At 59.5% G+C, this 18,442-nt stretch carries 21 protein-coding genes; 12 read left to right on the top strand and 9 right to left on the bottom strand.

Translation table 11 applies throughout. From position 1 onward, the window contains the following. Positions 1-173: 173 nt before the first annotated feature. A complete protein-coding gene (locus tag GXB78_RS14580; protein ID WP_329515868.1) occupies positions 174-629 on the bottom strand; it encodes a flavodoxin in 456 nt (151 codons plus the stop codon). Between the two features lie 154 nt (positions 630-783). On the opposite strand from GXB78_RS14580, the gene GXB78_RS14575 reads away from it, so the two are divergent. Next, positions 784-1,260: a PAS domain-containing protein gene (locus GXB78_RS14575; RefSeq protein ID WP_329515867.1), complete on the top strand. Its 477-nt coding sequence runs from the start codon at positions 784-786 to the stop codon at positions 1,258-1,260. Between the two features lie 54 nt (positions 1,261-1,314). Next, positions 1,315-1,920, top strand: a complete 606-nt coding sequence (locus tag GXB78_RS14570) for a hypothetical protein (protein WP_329515866.1) — start codon at positions 1,315-1,317, stop codon at positions 1,918-1,920. A 3-nt stretch (positions 1,921-1,923) separates the two neighbouring features. Here the strand turns inward: GXB78_RS14570 and GXB78_RS14565 are convergent, their stop codons facing one another. Further along, positions 1,924-2,883: a MerR family transcriptional regulator gene (locus GXB78_RS14565; protein ID WP_329515865.1), complete on the bottom strand. Its 960-nt coding sequence runs from the start codon at positions 2,881-2,883 to the stop codon at positions 1,924-1,926. Between the two features lie 211 nt (positions 2,884-3,094). On the opposite strand from GXB78_RS14565, the gene GXB78_RS14560 reads away from it, so the two are divergent. The 5 genes from GXB78_RS14560 (at position 3,095) to GXB78_RS14540 (ending at position 5,617) form a co-directional block, all read left to right on the top strand. Then, positions 3,095-3,664 (top strand): antibiotic biosynthesis monooxygenase, encoded by a 570-nt coding sequence (locus tag GXB78_RS14560; RefSeq protein ID WP_329515864.1) that lies wholly within the window; start codon positions 3,095-3,097, stop codon positions 3,662-3,664. A 58-nt stretch (positions 3,665-3,722) separates the two neighbouring features. Next, a complete protein-coding gene (gene folM / locus GXB78_RS14555) occupies positions 3,723-4,433 on the top strand; it encodes a dihydromonapterin reductase (RefSeq protein WP_329515863.1) in 711 nt (236 codons plus the stop codon). A 72-nt stretch (positions 4,434-4,505) separates the two neighbouring features. Further along, the gene (gene folX / locus GXB78_RS14550; RefSeq protein WP_016771653.1) at positions 4,506-4,877 is read left to right on the top strand and encodes a dihydroneopterin triphosphate 2'-epimerase; all 372 of its coding nucleotides are present in this window, start codon (positions 4,506-4,508) and stop codon (positions 4,875-4,877) included. A gap of 112 nt (positions 4,878-4,989) precedes the next feature. Then, positions 4,990-5,286: a DUF1244 domain-containing protein gene (locus tag GXB78_RS14545; protein ID WP_039759325.1), complete on the top strand. Its 297-nt coding sequence runs from the start codon at positions 4,990-4,992 to the stop codon at positions 5,284-5,286. Further along, positions 5,279-5,617 (top strand): HopJ type III effector protein, encoded by a 339-nt coding sequence (locus tag GXB78_RS14540; RefSeq protein WP_329515862.1) that lies wholly within the window; start codon positions 5,279-5,281, stop codon positions 5,615-5,617. Before GXB78_RS14545 ends, GXB78_RS14540 begins: the two co-directional genes overlap by 8 nt. 190 nt (positions 5,618-5,807) lie before the next feature. On the opposite strand, the gene trxB is transcribed toward GXB78_RS14540, so the two are convergent. After that, positions 5,808-6,770 (bottom strand): thioredoxin-disulfide reductase, encoded by a 963-nt coding sequence (gene trxB / locus GXB78_RS14535; RefSeq protein ID WP_042607647.1) that lies wholly within the window; start codon positions 6,768-6,770, stop codon positions 5,808-5,810. 311 nt (positions 6,771-7,081) lie between these two features. Here trxB and cysZ point away from each other — a divergent pair, with 311 nt between their 5' ends. Then, complete coding sequence (gene cysZ, locus GXB78_RS14530; protein ID WP_329515861.1) at positions 7,082-7,834, top strand: sulfate transporter CysZ; 753 nt, start codon at positions 7,082-7,084, stop codon at positions 7,832-7,834. Between the two features lie 40 nt (positions 7,835-7,874). Beyond that, entirely contained in the window at positions 7,875-9,074 is a 1,200-nt protein-coding gene (locus GXB78_RS14525; RefSeq protein WP_329515860.1) for a glycosyltransferase family 4 protein, read from the top strand. 116 nt (positions 9,075-9,190) lie between these two features. Here GXB78_RS14525 and GXB78_RS14520 read toward each other — a convergent pair whose 3' ends face one another. The 3 genes from GXB78_RS14520 to GXB78_RS14510 form a co-directional block, all read right to left on the bottom strand. Further along, positions 9,191-10,294: an NADH:flavin oxidoreductase gene (locus GXB78_RS14520; RefSeq protein WP_329515859.1), complete on the bottom strand. Its 1,104-nt coding sequence runs from the start codon at positions 10,292-10,294 to the stop codon at positions 9,191-9,193. 212 nt (positions 10,295-10,506) lie between these two features. After that, positions 10,507-10,989, bottom strand: coding sequence for a glutathione peroxidase (locus tag GXB78_RS14515; RefSeq protein WP_253499088.1), 483 nt, complete (start codon positions 10,987-10,989; stop codon positions 10,507-10,509). Positions 10,990-11,112: 123 nt separating this feature from the next. Next, complete coding sequence (locus GXB78_RS14510; RefSeq protein WP_016771661.1) at positions 11,113-11,598, bottom strand: FKBP-type peptidyl-prolyl cis-trans isomerase; 486 nt, start codon at positions 11,596-11,598, stop codon at positions 11,113-11,115. On the opposite strand from GXB78_RS14510, the gene GXB78_RS14505 reads away from it, so the two are divergent. Genes GXB78_RS14505 through GXB78_RS14495 form a run of 3 tightly spaced genes read left to right on the top strand, consistent with a single transcriptional unit; the run spans position 11,567 to position 14,947 of the window. Then, positions 11,567-11,893, top strand: a complete 327-nt coding sequence (locus GXB78_RS14505) for a DUF3565 domain-containing protein (RefSeq protein WP_329515858.1) — start codon at positions 11,567-11,569, stop codon at positions 11,891-11,893. The genes GXB78_RS14510 and GXB78_RS14505 overlap by 32 nt on opposite strands. A gap of 51 nt (positions 11,894-11,944) precedes the next feature. Beyond that, positions 11,945-14,044 (top strand): phosphate acetyltransferase, encoded by a 2,100-nt coding sequence (gene pta, locus GXB78_RS14500; RefSeq protein WP_329515857.1) that lies wholly within the window; start codon positions 11,945-11,947, stop codon positions 14,042-14,044. Next, entirely contained in the window at positions 14,045-14,947 is a 903-nt protein-coding gene (locus GXB78_RS14495) for an acyltransferase (protein WP_329515856.1), read from the top strand. A 179-nt stretch (positions 14,948-15,126) separates the two neighbouring features. Here GXB78_RS14495 and cysN read toward each other — a convergent pair whose 3' ends face one another. The 3 genes from cysN to cysD all read right to left on the bottom strand — a co-directional run bounded on the left by cysN (position 15,127) and on the right by cysD (position 18,442). Continuing rightward, positions 15,127-17,025, bottom strand: coding sequence for a sulfate adenylyltransferase subunit CysN (gene cysN / locus GXB78_RS14490; RefSeq protein ID WP_329515855.1), 1,899 nt, complete (start codon positions 17,023-17,025; stop codon positions 15,127-15,129). 53 nt (positions 17,026-17,078) lie between these two features. After that, complete coding sequence (locus GXB78_RS14485) at positions 17,079-17,420, bottom strand: four helix bundle protein (protein WP_039759341.1); 342 nt, start codon at positions 17,418-17,420, stop codon at positions 17,079-17,081. Between the two features lie 104 nt (positions 17,421-17,524). Then, positions 17,525-18,442, bottom strand: coding sequence for a sulfate adenylyltransferase subunit CysD (cysD, locus tag GXB78_RS14480; RefSeq protein ID WP_007912374.1), 918 nt, complete (start codon positions 18,440-18,442; stop codon positions 17,525-17,527).

Genomic DNA, 18,442 nt, shown 5'->3' with positions numbered 1-18,442 from the left:
GTATGCACCTCTGCGTTCTTCTTGTTCTGCTCGTGTCAGCAGTCTAGTCAGGCGCAGGGCATCGCGTAGTTGCATTGGCAGCCAGCTTGATGACTGAACGAGTCAGTCGGGCAAACAGCCTGGATGACTTCCAACGCAACGACGCCCGCAAGGTGCAGCGGAATGTTTGGCGATCAGCCCTTGAGCGCTTCAATCAACTGCGCCAGCCACGGCTCGGCATCGGTTTCCGGCGTGACGCTTTCGCTGGCGTCGATGCGCAGCATTTCCTGAACCTCGGTTACGCCCAGTTCGCCAAACAACTCCCGCATCTGCTCGCCACCGCCGCAAAAGGTGTCGCCATAGCTGGCATCACCGAGGGCAATCACCGCGCCGGGTAGACCGCGCCATGCTGCAGGCAATTGATCACGAAGGGTCGAATACAAGGGTTGCAGGTTGTCCGGCAGCTCGCCCATGCCAGTGGTTGAAGTCACAGCCAGCAGGGCCTCGGGGCCGAACGCCTGAATATCAGCCAGCGTGGCGCGCGAGTTGTAGAAGGTTTCAAAGCCAGCGGCTTTCAGCAGGTTCTGGGCGTGGCGGGCGACTTCTTCGGCGGTGCCGTAGACCGAACCGGAGAGGATGGCGACTTTCATCAATCTGATCCTGAAACTGAGAAAAAAGAGCCGCGATAGTAACAGCCCATGCGCCGCCGTTGCGATCAGCTCTCAATGCGAGGTGCTGGCCTATAGACAGTCCGCGGCTTTCTTCTAGAATGCCAGCCACTGACACAACGGAAGGGATTCTCGGATGATCAACGCCAGTCTGCTGCAAATGGTGATCAACGCCTCGAACGACGGCATCGTGGTCGCAGAAAAGGAAGGTGAGCAGGACAATATCCTGATTTACGTCAACCCCGCTTTTGAACGGTTGACCGGCTACAGCAGTGAGGAGATTCTCTATCAGGACTGTCGCTTCCTGCAGTCTGGAGACCGTGACCAACAAAGCCTGCAGCTGATTCGCGAGACGTTGCGCGAAGGCGGTTCGTGCCGGGAGATCCTGCGCAACTATCGCAAGGATGGCACACCGTTCTGGAACGAGCTGTCGTTGTCGACGGTGAAGAATGCCGATGACGGGCAGACTTACTTCATCGGTGTGCAAAAGGATGTGACGGTTCAGGTCAAGGCCCAGCAACGGGTTGCCCAGCTGGAAGCACAACTGGCGGCACTGCAAAGCGAGCTCGCCGCATTGAAAGCGACGAACGGCGCAAACAAAACCGCGAACTGATGGTCATTAACTACAATCACCAATGACTTTGTAATTATTCACTTCGAGTTAACCATGCAGCGCGACGCCCTCCTCACCCAGGACGAGCTGGATTTTATCCAGACCATGCAGCACAACCCGCAACTGAATGCGCGGGATGCGACGTCGAGTCTGCTGGTTAATGGTGGTTCACAGATCCGTGATCTGCTCACTCGCCTTGCGGCGCACGAGCAGGTGACGATCCAGGCCAACTTCGAAAATCAGCAGATGACTTTTCCGCTGCATCTGGTCGAAGACGAGTTCCACGCGTTGCACCTGCGTCTCGGTGTGCCAAGCATTTACGAAGATGGCCCGATGGTGCGCCCATGGCGCCTCGTGCTTGAGGAGCCGGTGGCACTGGAAAATGCCAAGGGCCAGCCCGGCACGCTGTGGGTTCATGAGGTATCGCACAAAGGCGTTTTGCTGGAAGTGCGCAACAAGACCAAACCACCGAAACATTTCGCCCTGTGGTTCAGCCCCTCCGGTTATGAGCGCATCTCGTTGCGCGGCCATTTCGAGCGGGAGACCGAGCAAGGTTTCTTCGCTTACGAACTGAGCCAGACCGATGCCGATGAAACCGAGCGCCTGCGTCAGTTCATCCTGCAACAACATCGTTTGACTCACCCCGCCCTGCACGCCTGAGTTTCAGGTATCCAGTTTGCCTGCCATGAATTGCTTCATGCGGTGACGCATTGTCGCGCCCTCATTGCCCAGACAAGCCACTGACGAACCGGCCAGACCATCTTCAGCCAGTTCGGAGGCATCGCCGGCCAGCATCAGCTGGCAATCCAGACTCAGGGCCAACCGGTTCAGACGCCGGGGCAGTTCTGGCCCGGGGGCGTGATTTGAAAACAGCACAAGTGCTTCAGGTTTTACCTTTTCGCAGACCAGCGTCAATTCATCGAAAGGCTGGCCGGTGGTCAGCACCCGAACGCCGGAATCGTTGCCGCTGAGAAACAGCGCCGCTACGAGCAACTCAAGCTCTCTGCATTGCCCCGCAAGCGCGCTGACAATCACCCGACGCGGTTGCGCGCCGCGCAACATGACAATGCGCTGCAGCACGCGTGCTCTGAGAAAGCCGTCCAGAAACAACCATTCGCTGGTTTGCCCGAAGGCGTCCTGGCGCTGTAGCAGTTGCCGCCACAGCGGCATGATGATGGCTTCGAACACCACCGGCAGCGTGTAAGACGAGAAAATCTGCCCGTAGACCCGATCCAGTTGCTGGTCGTCAAACTCACTGACCGCCTGCTGAACCTGCTCCTGCCATTGCTTGTAGTCGGCCTGCACGTGGTCATCGGGGATAAAGTTCGCCAGCACCTTCAAAGGCTCTGTTTTCGCCAGAATCTTGCCGACCTTGCTCACCGCCACGCCGCGATCGATCCAGTCGACAATACTGCGAACGCGCTCGATATCGTTCATTGAATACAGACGATGCCCGCTTTCGGTGCGGGTCGGCTGGATCAGTCCATAACGGCGCTCCCAGGCACGCAGGGTCACCGGGTTGACGCCAGTCAAGCGCGCTACTTCGCGGATGGGAAACAGCTCTACGCGCTCAAGCGTGCCGGATGTTGTCGAAGCCTGGCGAGTGTCCGTGATTACAGGCATCTGGCGGTCAACTTCCATGTCGGTTTATTGGATCCCATTCTAAACATGGTGGACAGCAAACGTTCAAGTAAAGATCTACGACGAACGTCGCTGGTTTAATCGACAAAATCAGGAATAATCCTTGCTTGCTGTGAAGCGCAGGCCTCTACCCCGGACTGCGTCAGGCGAAGCTCTTACCCGGAGCGACGCATTCGAAATACGGAGATACAAAATGTCTACTTCCCCCGTCACGCTGATGGTAGCGCGTCGCGTCGCCGATGGCCGCTATCACGATCTGATCGCCTGGCTTCGCGAAGGCGAACAATTGGCTACCGACTTTCCCGGCTACCTCGGCTCCGGCGTGCTTGCGCCGCCGCCAGGCGATAACGAATTTCAGATCATTTTCCGCTTTGTCGATGAACAGACGCTGCATGCGTGGGAATACTCGGCGTCGCGTACCGCCTGGCTGAACCGCGGCAGCGATCTTTTCGAACACCCCAAAGAACATCGTGTCAGCGGCATTGAAGGCTGGTTTGGCGCCGCCGGACAACGTCCACCGCGCTGGAAACAGGCCGTTGCAATCTGGCTGGCATTTTTCCCGGTGTCGCTGATTTTCAACTTTGTCCTCGGCCCGCTGCTCGCTGAGCTGAGCCTGTTGCCACGCATATTGATCGGCACGGCGTGCCTGACACCGCTGATGGTGTATTTCTTCATCCCGTTATCGACGCGCCTGCTGGCGAACTGGTTGAACAGCACGCCGACGCGGCCACTGGCGGCCACAGCGTCGGCACAGAATCGCTGATCTGCAGCGGGCGGCGAGCCTGTTATAGTTTTCGCTTCAACCGCGATGCGAGCCGCCCATGCCAGACTCCCCAGCCCCGATCCTCATCACCGGCGCCGGCCAGCGTGTCGGTTTGCACTGCGCGCAGCGCTTGATCGAGGATGGCCATCGAGTCATCTTCACGTACCGAACCGAACGCCCGGATGTGCAGCGATTGCGCGATCTGGGCGCGACAGGCCTGTACGCGGACTTCTCCAGCGAAGCCGGTATTCTTGCCTTCATCGACGCGCTGAAAGCGCATACCGACAGTTTGCGCGCGATTGTGCACAACGCCTCTGAATGGCTGGCGGAAACCCAAGGCAGCGAAGCTGAAGCCTTCAATCGCATGTTCAACATTCACATGCTCGCGCCTTACCTGATCAATTTGAATTGCGCCGAGTTGCTGCAGCGCTCGACGCCGGCCGACATCGTCCACATCAGCGACGACGTCACCCGCAAGGGCAGCAGCAAACACATCGGTTATTGCGCCAGCAAGGCCGGCCTTGACAGCCTGACCCTGTCGTTTGCCGCGCGCTTTGCGCCCGCCATCAAGGTCAACGGCATCGCTCCGGCACTGGTGCTGTTCAACCCTGACGACGACGCTGCGTACCGCGCCAGGGCGCTGGCCAAATCCGCGCTGGGCATCGAGCCCGGCAGCGAGGTGATCTACCAGAGCCTGCGCTATCTGCTCGACAATCCTTATGTCACCGGCACGACCCTGACCGTCAACGGCGGCCGGCACGTCAAATAGGCCGTCCCGCTTCGGCTGCGAGTCGAGTAAGATCCACCAGAACGCCTGCTATAGATTGGACGGAGCAAATCAATGCCACAACTTCAACCGGGAATGGCGCGCATCCGGGTCAAGGATCTGCGCCTGCGCACCTTTATCGGCATCAACGAGGACGAAATCCTCAACAAGCAGGATGTGCTGATCAACCTGACCATTCTGTACGCGGCACAGGAAGCGGTGCGCGACAACGATATCGACCATGCGCTGAATTACCGCACCATCACCAAAGCGATCATCGCCCACGTCGAAGGCAACCGTTTCGCCCTGCTCGAGCGCCTGACGCAAGAATTGCTCGATCTGGTGATGACCAACGCATCGGTGCTGTACGCCGAAGTCGAAGTCGACAAACCACACGCGCTGCGCTTTGCCGAGTCGGTATCGATTACGCTCGCGGCGAGCCGCTAAGCTTCAAGCTTCAAGCTTCAAGCTTCAAGCTTCAAACGGTAAGCTAACAGCCGACCCCGATCCATCTTGCAGCTTGAAGCTTGCCGCTTGAAGCTGTCTCGCAGAGACCCCTATGACCGAGCAACAACGCCTGGAACTCGAAGCCGCCGCCTTCCGCCGACTGGTCGCTCACCTCGACAGCCGCAAGGACGTGCAGAACATCGATCTGATGAACCTCGCCGGGTTCTGCCGCAACTGCCTGTCGAAGTGGTACAAGGCCGAAGCCGATCAACGTCAGATCGAGGTCAGCCTCGATGACGCCCGCGAAGTGGTGTACGGCATGCCCTACGCCGAGTGGAAAGCCCAATACCAGCAAGAAGCCAGCGCCGAACAGCAAGCGGCGTTCGCCAAAGGAAAACCCAATGACTGATCTGAACACCCTGCGCGCCAGCCTCAAGAGCGGCGAACATGCTTTCGCCGACACCCTGGCGTTCATCGCCGCCGGTTACCACTACCAGCCTCAGGCGTTCAATAACGGCGGTGTGGAAAACGCTGCCGGGCAGAACGAAGGTTCGTGCAAGACACTGGGCCTGGCCCTGCTGGAAGGTCTGAGCGATGAAGAAACGCTGCTGGCGTTCGGCGAGCATTACCGCTCGGTGCTGGCGACGCCTGAGGGCAGTGATCACGGCAATATTCGCGCGTTGATCAAGCATGGTCTGGCGGGCGTGAAATTCACCACACAACCCCTGACCCGCCGCTGATCCCAAAGCCACCCATAACCCCTGTGGGAGCGAGCCTGCTCGCGAAGACGGACTGACATTCATCGTTGATGTCGACTGATAGACCGCTTTCGCGAGCAGGCTCGCTCCCACACTGGATAGGTGGTGGCGGTGAATAGCGAGCACAAAAAAACCGGCCAATCTCTGGCCGGTTTTTTTGTACCCTGGGGTCTTAGAACGTGGCGTTCTGCAGGCCGTCCAGGTAGCGCTCGGTGTCGAGTGCCGCCATGCAACCAGCGCCGGCCGAGGTGATGGCCTGACGGTAAACGTGGTCAGCCACGTCACCGGCGGCGAAGATGCCTTCGACGCTGGTGGCCGTTGCGTTGCCTTCACGGCCACCGTGCACCACCAGATAGCCGTCCTTGAGGGTAAGCTGGCCTTCGAACAGCGAAGTGTTCGGGGTGTGGCCGATGGCGATGAACACGCCGTCGACTTTGATCTCGTCGAAGCTGCCATCGTTGTTGCGCAGACGCGCGCCGGTGACGCCCATGTTGTCGCCGAGGACTTCGTCCAGGTTGGCGTTCAACTTGAGGATGATCTTGCCTTCAGCCACACGGGCGTTGAGCTTGTCGATCAGGATTTTCTCGGCGCGGAAGGTTTCGCGACGGTGGATAAGGGTCACGGTGCTGGCGATGTTGGCCAGATACAGCGCTTCCTCAACCGCAGTGTTGCCACCGCCAACCACGGCGACCGGCTTGTTACGGTAGAAGAAACCGTCGCAGGTCGCGCAGGCCGACACGCCTTTGCCCATGAACGCCTCTTCCGACGGCAGGCCCAGGTAGCGGGCGCTGGCGCCGGTGGCGATGATCAGCGCGTCACAGGTGTAGACCGCGCTATCGCCGGTCAGGGTGTAGGGCTTGGCAGCGAAGTCCACAGCGTTGATGTGATCGAAAACGATCTCGGTCTCAAAACGCTCGGCGTGCTCGCGCATGCGCTCCATCAGCACCGGGCCGGTCAGGCCGTGCACATCGCCCGGCCAGTTGTCGACTTCGGTGGTGGTGGTCAGTTGACCGCCGGCCTGCATGCCGGTGATCAGCAGAGGCTTGAGGTTGGCGCGGGCCGCGTAGACCGCAGCGCTGTAACCGGCGGGGCCGGAACCAAGAATGATCACTCGCGAATGACGGACTTCAGACATGAATCTGCTCCTGTTGGCCGGCCATGAAAAATCTGGCGCGGACGCCGGACGGCCGGCGGAATAAAAAAGGACTGTGGACACCTTGGGGAAGGCTTAACTCGACAGTCCTGTAAAAAGTTGGGTGCAGCGTATCGAGGGGGGCAAGATTAAGGAAATACGGTTTAACAATCCAGCTCATAGGTGGTCTCTATGCCGAGACGCTGACGAGATAGACCTCTTTGTTACAGTGAATGTCGATTGCTCTGCCACGCTTTCGCCGCTGTGACAAAGTCGGTAACGTCGGCGCGTTTTCCTTAGCTTCGGAGCACCTTATGCCCGCCCCCGTTCTGTCCGGCCCGCAATACCTGCGCGAAGGCCTCAAACTGGTCTTGAGCCCAGGCTTGCGCCTGTTCGTGCTGCTGCCGCTGGCGATCAACCTGGTGCTGTTCGTCGGATTGATCTATCTGGCCGGCCACCAGTTCAGCCTGTGGGTCGATACGCTGATGCCGTCGTTGCCTGAATGGCTGAGTTTCCTCAGCTATATCCTCTGGCCGCTGTTCGTGGTGCTGGTGGCGCTGATGGTGTTCTTCTCCTTCACCATGCTCGCCAACATTATTGCCGCACCGTTCAACGGCTTCCTCGCGGAGAAAGTCGAAGTGGTGGTGCGCGGTACCGATGATTTCCCGGCATTCAGTTGGGGCGAACTGATCGCGATGATCCCGCGCACCCTGGCCCGGGAAATGCGCAAGCTCGGTTATTTTCTGCCGCGCGCCATCGGCCTGTTCATCCTCTCGTTCATCCCGGTGGTGAATATCATTGCCGCGCCGCTGTGGCTGTTGTTTGGTGTATGGATGATGGCGATCCAGTACATCGACTATCCGGCGGACAACCATAAACTCGGCTGGAACGAGATGCTCGCCTGGCTGCGGCAGAAGCGCTGGCAGAGCATGAGCTTTGGCGGGATCGTTTATCTGGTGCTGCTGATCCCAGTGGTGAACATCCTGATGATGCCGGCGGCGGTGGCCGGGGCCACGCTGTTCTGGGTGCGCGAACGTGGCGCCGAGAATCTGGTGACGCAGCACTGACTGCGTCACAAATCCATCATCTGAACGTCACAACGTCGACATGGCCTCAGCCGACACTGAGGTCATGACGACAGCTCTACACATCACCCTCATCAGCGAAACCTTCCCACCGGAAATCAACGGCGTGGCCAATACCCTTGGCCGTTTGTGCGAGGGCTTGCGCGCGCGCGGCCATCAGGTGGAGCTGGTGCGCCCGCGTCAGGCCAGCGACCCGCAGCGCAGCGAGGACGATGCGCTGTTGCTGTGTCGCGGATGGCCACTGCCGGGCTATCCGGGGCTGCAATGGGGCCAGTCGTCGATGCACAAATTGCTGCGCCGCTGGAAACGCCAACGTCCGGATGTGCTGTATATCGCCACGGAAGGCCCGCTCGGTTTGTCGGCATTGCGTGCAGCACGGCGCCTGGGGATTGCGGTGGTGAGCGGTTTCCACACCAACTTTCAGCAATACACCAGCCAATACGGCCTCAGTCTGCTGACGCGAATGCTCACCCATTATTTGCGCTGGTTTCACAATCGCTCGGCAATGACCCTGGTGCCAAGCGTCAGTCAGCGCCTGGAGCTGGAGCGCCGGCACTTCGAGCGCTTGGCGTTGTTGTCGCGGGGTGTCGACAGCCAGTTGTTTCACCCGAGCAAACGGCAGAATGCGTTGCGTGAGCAATGGGGACTGTCCGAGCAGGATATCGCCGTGATTCACGTAGGGCGGCTCGCCCCGGAGAAGAATCTGGGGCTGCTCAAACGTTGCTTCGAGACCCTGCGGGAAACTTATCCACAGCGCCATCTGAAACTGATCGTGGTCGGTGACGGCCCCCAGCGTTCGGCGCTGGAAAAAGAATTACCGGAAGCGATCTTCTGCGGCGCGCAGCGTGGGGAAACGCTGGCGGCCCACTATGCCTCCGGGGATCTTTTTGTCTTTCCCAGCCTGACCGAAACTTTCGGCAATGTGGTGCTGGAGGCCTTGGCCTCGGGACTCGGCGTAGTGGCTTATGATCAGGCAGCGGCGGCGCAGCATATTCGCCATGGCTACAACGGCGTGTCAGCCATGCCCGGCGATGAGCAGGCCTTTTGCGAGGCGGCGGTGTGGTTGATGGAAGAGGATGAGCGCTTGCGTTGCGTCAGGCTGAATGCGCGACAGCATGGCAGTCGCCAGGGCTGGGGAGCGATTATCGAGCAGTTCGAGGGGTATTTGCGTGGGGCTTGTGTGGGGGAGCAAGTGATTCCTCGGGCGCAGACACAACTTTAGATTTTCGTCGACATAAAAACAGCTTTCGCGAGCAGGCTCGCTCCCACATGGGCACCGCATTCATGCGATCAAGGGTGGGAGCGAGCCTGCGCGCGAATGGTTCGAACTGGCGTCGCTTAGACCAAGGTCATCAACGCCTCTCGGCTGAACGGCAAGATTTCCTGCTCACGTCCTTCGCGGACTTTCTGCGCCCAGTCCGGATCGACCAACAGCGCACGGCCCACCGCCACCAGGTCGAACTCCTCTTTGTTCAGACGCTCCAGCAGGTTTTCCAGACTGGCCGGTTGTGCGACCTTGTCGGTGTTGACCATGAACTGCAGAAACTCACCGTCCAGGCCGACGCTGCCCACGGTGATGGTCGGTTTGCCAGTCAGCTTGCGCGTCCAGCCGGCGAGGTTCAGATCCGAGCCGTCGAACTCCGGCTCCCAGAAGCGGCGGGTCGAGCAGTGGAAAATGTCCACGCCAGCGTCAGACAGCGGCTGAAGAAACTCGCCCAGCGCTTCGGGGGTCTGCACCAGACGCGCGGTGTAATCCTGCTGCTTCCATTGCGAGAAGCGGAAGATGATCGGGAAGCCTTCACCGACCGCCGCGCGCACCGCTTGAATCAGTTCGATGGCAAAACGCGAACGGTTGGCCAGGCTGCCGCCGTATTCGTCGGTGCGCTGGTTGCTGCCTTCCCAGAAGAACTGATCGACCAGATAGCCGTGGGCGCCGTGGATTTCCACACCGTCCATGCCGATGCTCTGCGCATCTTTGGCAGCCTGGGCAAACGCGGCGATCACGTCCTGGATGTCCTGTTTGGTCATGCCGTGAACCACGACCTGACCGTCCTTGAGTTTTTCCGACGGGCCGTAACCCGGCACGCTGGCGTCCGGCTCGGTGCCGAGGCGGCGTACGCTGCCGACATGCCACAGTTGCGGGACAATCTTGCCGCCCTCGGCGTGCACGGCGTCGACCACTTTTTTCCAGCCGGCCAAGGGTGCATCACCGAAGAATTGCGGCACATTCGGATAGCCGTTGGACGCGATGTGGCCGACCGTGGTGCCTTCGGTGATGATCAAACCAACGCCAGCGGCCGCGCGACGGCGGTAATACTCGATGACCTTGGAATTGGGCACGCCGCCCGGCGAGAACGAGCGGGTCATTGGCGCCATGACCACGCGGGTCGGCAGTTCGAGGGCACCGAGGTGGAATGGTTTGAACAGGGCTTGAACAGGCATCGGGAGGCTCCACGAAAACGTTGGCGACAGGCATGAATCGATATGACGACGATAATATGAGCAGCCGATCCTGATGAACAGCATTATTGATTTTGGTGATTAAGGATCAAAAGATTGAAAAGCAAAAGATCGCAGCCTTCGGCAGCTCCTACACGGGATTTGTGTTCCCCCTGTAGGAGCTGCCGAAGGCTGCGATCTCTTGATCCTGCTTTTCAGCTCAGCGCTTTTTCAATCGCATGCACGATGGTCGGATCATCCGGCGCCGTACGCGGCGAGAACCGTGCCAGCACCCGGCCGTCCTTGCCGAGCAGGAACTTCTCGAAATTCCAGGTGATATCACCGGGAAACTCGGCGCCCTCGCCCGCCAGCAGGCGATACAACTGATGCCGCTCGTGGCCGTTGACTTCGAGCTTGCTCGACAACGGGAACGTCACGCCATAGTTGAGACTGCAGAACTCCTGGATTTCCTTTTCCGAGCCTGGCTCCTGTCCGGCAAACTGGTTGCATGGCAGGCCCAGCACAGTAAAGCCTTTGTCTTTGTATTGCTGGTAGAGGTTTTCCAGTGCCGCGTACTGGGGGGTCAAGCCGCATTTGGAGGCCACGTTGACCACCAGCACGACTTGGCCCTTGAACGGCGCCAGCGGTAGCTCCTGACCATCCAGGGCTGTCAACTTAAGGTCGTGAAAAGCACTCATGCCGAACTCCAGGATTCTCGTGTTCTACTCGAAACAGCCACTTGGCGAGGCCACCAGGGACAGCCGCGGACTAAAAAGGCGCCCACAGGCGCCTCTTCAGTACTCGAAGCTTAGCGCAGAAAATCAGTGGTGATGGCCACCTTCGCCATGGACGTGACCATGGGCGATTTCTTCCTGGCTGGCGTCACGGATATCAACGATCTTCACTTCGAAGTTCAGGCGCTGACCGGCCAACGGGTGGTTGCCGTCGACAGTGACGTCGTCGCCGTCCAGATCACGGATGGTGACGATCTGCATCTGGCCATCCGGCGCCGAAGCGTGGAACTGCATGCCGACTTCCAGCTCGTCAACGCCTTCGAACATGCTGCGGCTCAGGGTGCTGACCAGCTCGGCGGCGTATTCGCCGTAAGCGTCTTCCGGCTCAACAGCCACTTTCAGCTCGTCGCCGACGGCTTTGCCTTCGAGGGCTTTTTCCAGGCCCGGGATGATGTTGCCTGCGCCTTGCAGGTAGACCAGCGGAGCGCCGCCGGCGGAGCTGTCGATGACCTCACCAGCGTCGTTGGTCAGGGTATAGTCGATGGAGACAGCCTTATTGGCGGCGATCAGCATGGGGCGAGACCTTTTGCATAAGAATATAGAAAGGCCAAGTTTAGCGAAGCAATCGCGTGAAAGCGACCACAACCCGGACAAACGGGTTTCGACCATCATGGGCTTTCATCAGGACGAAGACGGCCATTGGGTGGTCGAGCTTTCCTGTGGCCACACCCAGCACCTGCGCCATCAGCCGCCGTGGCAAACCCGCCCCTGGGTCCTGGATCCGGCGCAACGTATTGAAAAAACAGGTCAACCCTTTGCCTGCGGTTGGTGTGCACAAGGCTCGGTTAGCGCTAACCTTGGCGACTGAATTTCGGTAGTCGGCCAGACATAGGCTGACACCCTTGCATAGAGAATTCCCATGCAAACTTTTTTTATCGCCCCCACCGATTTTGGCGTGGGTCTGACCTCCATCAGCCTCGGGCTGGTGCGCACGCTTGAACGCGCCGGCCTCAAAGTCGGCTTCTTCAAACCGATCGCCCAGCCGCATCCGGGCGACACCGGCCCCGAGCGTTCCACCGAACTGGTGGCGCGCACCCACGGCCTGAAACCGCCGCAACCGTTGGGCCTGGCGCATGTCGAGCGGATGCTCGGCGACGGTCAGCTCGACGAGTTGCTCGAAGAAATCATCGCCCTGTATCAGCAGGCGGCGGTCGGCAAGGATGTGCTGGTGGTCGAGGGCATGGTGCCGACCCGCAGCGCCAGCTACGCCGCGCGGGTCAATCTGCACTTGGCCAAGAGTCTGGATGCCGAGGTGATACTGGTTTCGGCGCCGGAAAACGAAGTCCTCGCCGAACTCTCTGGTCGGGTCGAGCTTCAAGCTCAACTATTCGGTGGCCCGAAAGATCCGAAAGTCCTCGGCGTGATCCTCAACAAGGTCAAGACCGACGAGAGCATGGAGGCCTTCGCCACGCGGCTGAAGGAGCATTCGCCGTTGCTGCGCAGCGGTGATTTCCGCCTGCTCGGCTGCATCCCGTTTCAGCCTGAACTCAACGCGCCGCGCACCCGCGACGTCGCCGACCTGATGGGCGCGCAGGTGCTCAACGCCGGCGACTACGAAACCCGGCGCATGAGCAAAATCATCATTTGCGCGCGGACCATGCGCAACACCGTCGAGCTGCTCAAGCCCGGCGTGCTGGTGGTGACGCCGGGTGATCGCGACGACATCATCCTCGCCGTCAGCCTTGCCGCGATCAACGGCGTGCCGCTGGCCGGCCTGCTGCTGACCAGCGACACCCTGCCCGACCCGCGCATCATGGACCTGTGCCGAGGCGCGTTGCAGGCCGGGCTGCCGGTGTTGTCGGTGAGCACCGGCTCGTACGACACCGCTAATCTGCTCAACGGCCTGAACAAGGAAATCCCCATCGATGACCGCGAGCGCGCGGAGATCATCACCGATTTCGTCGCCAGCCATCTCGACGCCAACTGGCTGCACCAGCGCTGCGGTACACCTCGGGAGATGCGCCTGTCACCGGCGGTGTTCCGTTATCAATTGATCCAGCGTGCGCAAGCGGCGAACAAGCGCATCGTGTTGCCTGAAGGCAGCGAGCCGTTCACCGTGCAAGCGGCGGCAATCTGTCAGGAACGCGGGATCGCCCGCTGCGTGCTGCTGGCCAAACCCGAAGACGTCGAAGCGGTCGCCCGCGCCCAAGGCATCGTGTTGCCGCCGGGTCTGGAAATTCTCGACCCGGACCATATCCGCGAGCGTTACGTCGAACCGATGGTCGCCCTGCGCAAAAGCAAAAGCCTCAATGCACCGATGGCCGAGCAGCAGCTGGAAGACACCGTGGTGATCGGCACTATGATGCTTGCGCTGGACGAGGTCGACGGCCTGGTCTCCGGGGTGATCAACACCACCGCCAACACCATCCGCCCGGCCTTGCAACTGATCAAGACCGCACCGGGCTGCACACTGGTGTCGTCGGTGTTCTTCATGCTCTTCCCGGAAGAAGTGCTGGTCTACGGCGACTGCGTGATGAACCCGCACCCGAGCGCTGCCGAACTGGCCGAGATCGCCCTGCAAAGCGCGGATTCAGCAGCGGCATTCGGCATCATCCCACGGGTGGCGATGATCAGTTATTCCAGCGGCGAATCGGCGCGCGGTGAAGAAGTCGAGAAAGTCCGCGAGGCGACCCTGCTCGCTCACGAACAGCAACACTCGCTGCTGATCGACGGCCCGCTGCAGTACGACGCCGCCGCCAATGCCGACGTTGCCCGACAACTGGCGCCGAACAGTCAGGTCGCCGGGCGCGCCACAGTGTTTGTCTTCCCCGATCTGAACACCGGCAACACCACGCACAAAGCCGTACAGCGCAGCGCCGATTGCGTCAGCCTCGGGCCGATGCTGCAAGGCCTGCGCAAACCGGTAAACGACTTGCCGCGCGGCGCGCAAGTCGATGACATCGTCTACACCATCGCGCTCACTGCGATTCAAGCCGCCAACCGACCTATGGATGTGTAAATGCTGGATTTTCTACCCGCACCCGTGCGCGGCGCGATCGCCTCGCTGCTGTTGGCGCTCAACACGATTCTGCTCTGCTCGTTCCTGTTCTGCGTGGCGCTGGTCAAGGCCCTGCCGTTTGCCTTTACCCAGCGCATTGCCGGTTGGCTGATGAGCCACACTCACGAAGCGTGGATCAGCAACAACAAGGGCTGGATGAATCTGGTACGGCGCACCCGCTGGCACCTCAGCGGCCTGCAAGGTCTCGACTATCAGCACTCGTACCTGATCACCAGCAATCACCAGAGCTGGGTGGACATTCTGGTGCTGCAATATGTGCTCAACCGCAGGATTCAACCGCTGAAATTCTTTCTCAAGCAGGAGTTGATCTGGGTGCCGGTGATTGGTCTGGCCTGGTGGGCGCTGGGCTTTCCGTTCATGAAGCGCTACTCCAAGGCGTATCTGGAAAAACATCCGGAGAAGAAAGGCAAGGATCTGGAGACCACGCGCAAGACCTGCGCAAAATTCCGGCATAACCCGGTGGGGATTTTCAACTTCGTCGAAGGCACACGCTTCACCGAAGGCAAGCATGCGCAGCAGCAATCACCGTTCAAGTATCTGCTCAAGCCCAAGGCGGGCGGGATTGCCTTTGTCCTCGATGCGATGGGTGAACAGCTGGAATCGATCGTCAACGTGACGATTCACTACCCGGCCGGGCGTCCGGGGTTCTGGGATTTGCTCTGCGGCAATGTGCGCGATGTGGTGGTGCACTTTGAAGAAATCAAAATCCCACCAGCGTTCATCGGCAAGAACTACGACCAGGACGGCGAGTACCGTTTGCAGTTTCAGGGCTGGATCAACCAGCTGTGGCTGGACAAGGATGCGTTGCTGGAGCAGATGCACCGCGAATATCCAAAGCGTTAAAGATCAAAAGATCGCAGCCTTCGGCAGCTCCTACATTGAATCGGTGCACACCCTGTAGGAGCTGCCGAACGCTGCGATCTTTTGACATTCTCAAAGCGACAAAAAAGCCCGCCGATGATTGCTCATCGACGGGCTTTTTCTTGCCGCTTGAAACTGGAAGCTTGTCGCTGCTTCAGTGCTTAGATCGCGCCACGCTGACGCAACAGCTCCAGCACTTGCTTGACGCTTTCTTCCAGACTCAGCGACTGCGTATCGATCACCAGATCGGCATTGAGCGGCACGTCGTACGGGAAGGATTCGCCCGGGATGTTGTCGCCGCCAGCGGCATACAGACCTTGCGGGTCACGCTCGGCGCAGACGGTTGGCGAGGCCTGCACGTAAACCGTCAGCAAGCGATCCTTGCCGATCAGTTCCTTGGCCTGCTCGCGACCTTCGGCACTTGGCGCAACGAACGCGGCCAATGTCAGCAGCCCCGCTTCGTTGAACTGACGCGCGACATGCGCGGCACGACGCCAGTTCTCGGTACGTCCAGCGCGATCCTGTGGCAGACCTTTGTTGAGGTCGTGACGCAGGTTCTGACCATCCAGTACAAACACCGCACGGCCCATGTCGAACAGCTTGCGCTCGACCGCATACGCCAATGTGCTTTTGCCCGCGCCCGACAGGCCGCTGAACAGCACGGTGGCCGGTTGCTGGCCGAAGCGCTGGGCACGTTCCTCGGTCGCCACGTGCGCCAGTTTGCCGTGATGCGTGGCGGTGCCGTGCGTCACTGGCTGCGCGACGATCATGCCGGCGCCCACGGTGCCGTTGGTCAGGCGATCGATGACGATGAACGCGCCGGTGGTGCGGTTGCTTTCGTAACCGTCGAGGGCGATCGGTGCATCGAGTGCGATCTTCACCTTGCCGATTTCGTTGAGCTGCAACGCGCTCGCCGGGCCTTCTTCCAGGGTGTTGACGTCGACCTTGTTGACGATGCTGGCGATCGAGCCCGGCACGTAACTGGTGGCGCGTTTGATGTCGTATTTCTTGCCCGGCAGCATCGGCTCTTCAGCCATCCACACCAGCATCGCTTCGAAGCTGTCGGTGACTGGCGGCACGTTGTCGGCATGCACCAGCAGGTCGCCACGGGAAATGTCGATTTCGTCTTCCATGGTCAGCGTCACCGCTTGACCAGGCCCTGCATGTTCCAGCTCGCCTTCGAAAGTGACGATGGATTTCACGCGGCTGCTCTTGCCGGATGGCAGCACCACGACTTCGTCGCCCTTGTGCACGATGCCGCTGGCCAGAGTGCCGGCGAAACCTCGGAAGTTCAGGTTCGGACGGTTGACGTACTGCACCGGGAAACGCAGGTCGGTGAAATTGCGATCACCCGCCACTTCCACGGTCTCGAGAATTTCCATCAGCGACTGGCCGGTGTACCAGGGCGAGCGCTCGGACTTGTTCACCACGTTGTCGCCCTTGAGGGCAGACATCGGCACGAAGTGCATGCTGGTCGGCTTCATCTTCAAGCCTTCGGCGAATTTCAGGTAGTCGGCCTTGATCGACTCGAACACGCCTTCGTCGAAGTCCTTCAGGTCCATCTTGTTGATGGCGACGACGATGTGTTTGATGCCCAGCAACGAAGCGATGAAGCTGTGGCGACGGGTCTGGGTCTGCACGCCGTAACGGGCATCGACCAGAATGATCGCCAGGTCACAGGTGGACGCACCGGTGGCCATGTTGCGGGTGTACTGCTCATGGCCGGGGGTGTCGGCGATGATGAATTTGCGCTTGGCGGTGGAGAAATAGCGGTAGGCGACATCAATGGTGATGCCCTGCTCACGCTCGGCCTGCAGGCCGTCGACCAGCAATGCCAGATCGATGTCGTCACCGGTGGTGCCGGATTTCTTCGAATCGCGGGTAATCGCTTCGAGGTGATCTTCGTAGATCATTTTCGAGTCGTGCAGCAGGCGCCCTATCAGGGTGCTCTTGCCGTCATCGACATTACCGCAGGTCAAAAAGCGCAGCAGCTCTTTACGTTCGTGCTGGCCCAGGTAGGCGAGGATGTCCTCGCTGATCAAATCAGAAGCATGGCTCATTGCATTCAAGCTCCAAGCTGTAAGCTTCAAGCGGCAAGCTTGTCGGCGTACAGCTAGTCAGAAATTTTGTTGATCAACCCAACCAGCATCCTAGAAAGCTCTCGGGTCTCCATAATCCAATTTTCAGCCAGTGGTTCTGCGATGTAAGCGATATCTCGGCCTATCAGGATCTGGGTGCGCAGCTCTCCACAAGAAGCTTTCGCAATCCAAAGAAAATGAACCTTTTCTTTGCAACTCCGACGCTCCATGCCTTCAGCGATATTGGAAGGCACTGAAAGTGCAGAACGGGTGATCTGATCCTTGAATCCAAAATCCCCGCACCGCGCAAACTCTTTGAAAATCCTCACCGCCAGACATTTGCTTCGCTGCCATACAACCAGTCTCTCGAAATCCATTACGAGTCATCCGATTCCGGCCCGCAGCAACCGGCTGCAAGCGCCAAACTGCAAAGCTACTCATACCGCCTTTAACTTGCAGCTTGCCGCTTGTAACTCGAAGCTTAAAAGTAACCTTGACGTTTTTTGTCTTCCATCGAGCCTGCGCCATCGTGGTCGATGACCCGGCCCTGGCGCTCGGAAGTTCGCGTCAGGAGCATTTCCTGAATGATGTCCGTGAGGCTTTCGGCCTCGGACTCCACCGCGCCCGTCAACGGGTAGCAGCCAAGGGTGCGGAACCGCACTTTCTTTTTCACGATGCGCGCTTTGTCTTCGTCGGACAGGTGTTCGAGGATGCGCTCGTCGTCGATCATGATCAGCGTGCCGTTCTTCTCGATCACTTCGCGCTCGGCGGCGAAGTACAGCGGCACGATCGGGATGCCTTCGAGATAGATGTACTGCCAGATGTCCAGCTCGGTCCAGTTCGACAACGGGAACACACGGATGGATTCGCCCTTGTTGACCTTGCCGTTGTAGACATTCCACAGCTCGGGCCGCTGGTTTTTCGGGTCCCAGCGGTGCTTGCTGTCGCGGAACGAGTACACGCGCTCTTTGGCACGGGATTTCTCTTCATCGCGACGGGCGCCGCCGAACGCTGCGTCGAAACCATGCTTGTCGAGTGCCTGTTTCAGACCTTCGGTTTTCATGATGTCGGTGTGCTTGGCGCTGCCGTGGGTGAACGGGTTGATGTTCTGCGCCACGCCATCGGGGTTGATGTGGGTGATCAGGTCCAGGCCCAGTTCTTCGACCATCTTGTCGCGGAACTTGTACATTTCCTGGAATTTCCAGCGGGTGTCGACGTGCATCACCGGAAACGGCAGTTTGCCCGGGAAGAACGCCTTGCGTGCCAGGTGCAGCATCACGGCGGAGTCTTTACCGATGGAGTACAGCATCACCGGGTTATCGAACTCGGCGGCCACCTCGCGGATGATGTGGATGCTTTCCGCCTCCAGCTGTTTCAGATGCGTCAGTTTGTCGACCAT

The organism is Pseudomonas moraviensis subsp. stanleyae (assembly GCF_036283065.1).
In the GTDB taxonomy this organism is placed as follows: Bacteria; Pseudomonadota; Gammaproteobacteria; order Pseudomonadales; family Pseudomonadaceae; genus Aquipseudomonas; species Aquipseudomonas stanleyae.
This window is presented reverse-complemented; position numbering and strand designations above follow the sequence as displayed.

Coding starts and splice junctions, on each gene's coding strand:
- GXB78_RS14505 (WP_329515858.1), top strand. CDS start 11,567: ATGGAGACAGCCTTATTGGCGGCGATCAGCATGGGGCGAGACCTTTTG.
- GXB78_RS14515 (WP_253499088.1), bottom strand. CDS start 10,989: ATGAGTGCTTTTCACGACCTTAAGTTGACAGCCCTGGATGGTCAGGAG.
- GXB78_RS14565 (WP_329515865.1), bottom strand. CDS start 2,883: ATGCCTGTAATCACGGACACTCGCCAGGCTTCGACAACATCCGGCACG.
- GXB78_RS14560 (WP_329515864.1), top strand. CDS start 3,095: ATGTCTACTTCCCCCGTCACGCTGATGGTAGCGCGTCGCGTCGCCGAT.
- GXB78_RS14540 (WP_329515862.1), top strand. CDS start 5,279: ATGACTGATCTGAACACCCTGCGCGCCAGCCTCAAGAGCGGCGAACAT.
- cysD (WP_007912374.1), bottom strand. CDS start 18,442: ATGGTCGACAAACTGACGCATCTGAAACAGCTGGAGGCGGAAAGCATC.
- folX (WP_016771653.1), top strand. CDS start 4,506: ATGCCACAACTTCAACCGGGAATGGCGCGCATCCGGGTCAAGGATCTG.
- GXB78_RS14520 (WP_329515859.1), bottom strand. CDS start 10,294: ATGCCTGTTCAAGCCCTGTTCAAACCATTCCACCTCGGTGCCCTCGAA.
- GXB78_RS14525 (WP_329515860.1), top strand. CDS start 7,875: ATGGCCTCAGCCGACACTGAGGTCATGACGACAGCTCTACACATCACC.
- cysN (WP_329515855.1), bottom strand. CDS start 17,025: ATGAGCCATGCTTCTGATTTGATCAGCGAGGACATCCTCGCCTACCTG.
- GXB78_RS14575 (WP_329515867.1), top strand. CDS start 784: ATGATCAACGCCAGTCTGCTGCAAATGGTGATCAACGCCTCGAACGAC.
- GXB78_RS14545 (WP_039759325.1), top strand. CDS start 4,990: ATGACCGAGCAACAACGCCTGGAACTCGAAGCCGCCGCCTTCCGCCGA.
- cysZ (WP_329515861.1), top strand. CDS start 7,082: ATGCCCGCCCCCGTTCTGTCCGGCCCGCAATACCTGCGCGAAGGCCTC.
- pta (WP_329515857.1), top strand. CDS start 11,945: ATGCAAACTTTTTTTATCGCCCCCACCGATTTTGGCGTGGGTCTGACC.
- GXB78_RS14510 (WP_016771661.1), bottom strand. CDS start 11,598: ATGCTGATCGCCGCCAATAAGGCTGTCTCCATCGACTATACCCTGACC.
- trxB (WP_042607647.1), bottom strand. CDS start 6,770: ATGTCTGAAGTCCGTCATTCGCGAGTGATCATTCTTGGTTCCGGCCCC.
- GXB78_RS14580 (WP_329515868.1), bottom strand. CDS start 629: ATGAAAGTCGCCATCCTCTCCGGTTCGGTCTACGGCACCGCCGAAGAA.
- GXB78_RS14570 (WP_329515866.1), top strand. CDS start 1,315: ATGCAGCGCGACGCCCTCCTCACCCAGGACGAGCTGGATTTTATCCAG.
- GXB78_RS14485 (WP_039759341.1), bottom strand. CDS start 17,420: ATGGATTTCGAGAGACTGGTTGTATGGCAGCGAAGCAAATGTCTGGCG.
- folM (WP_329515863.1), top strand. CDS start 3,723: ATGCCAGACTCCCCAGCCCCGATCCTCATCACCGGCGCCGGCCAGCGT.
- GXB78_RS14495 (WP_329515856.1), top strand. CDS start 14,045: ATGCTGGATTTTCTACCCGCACCCGTGCGCGGCGCGATCGCCTCGCTG.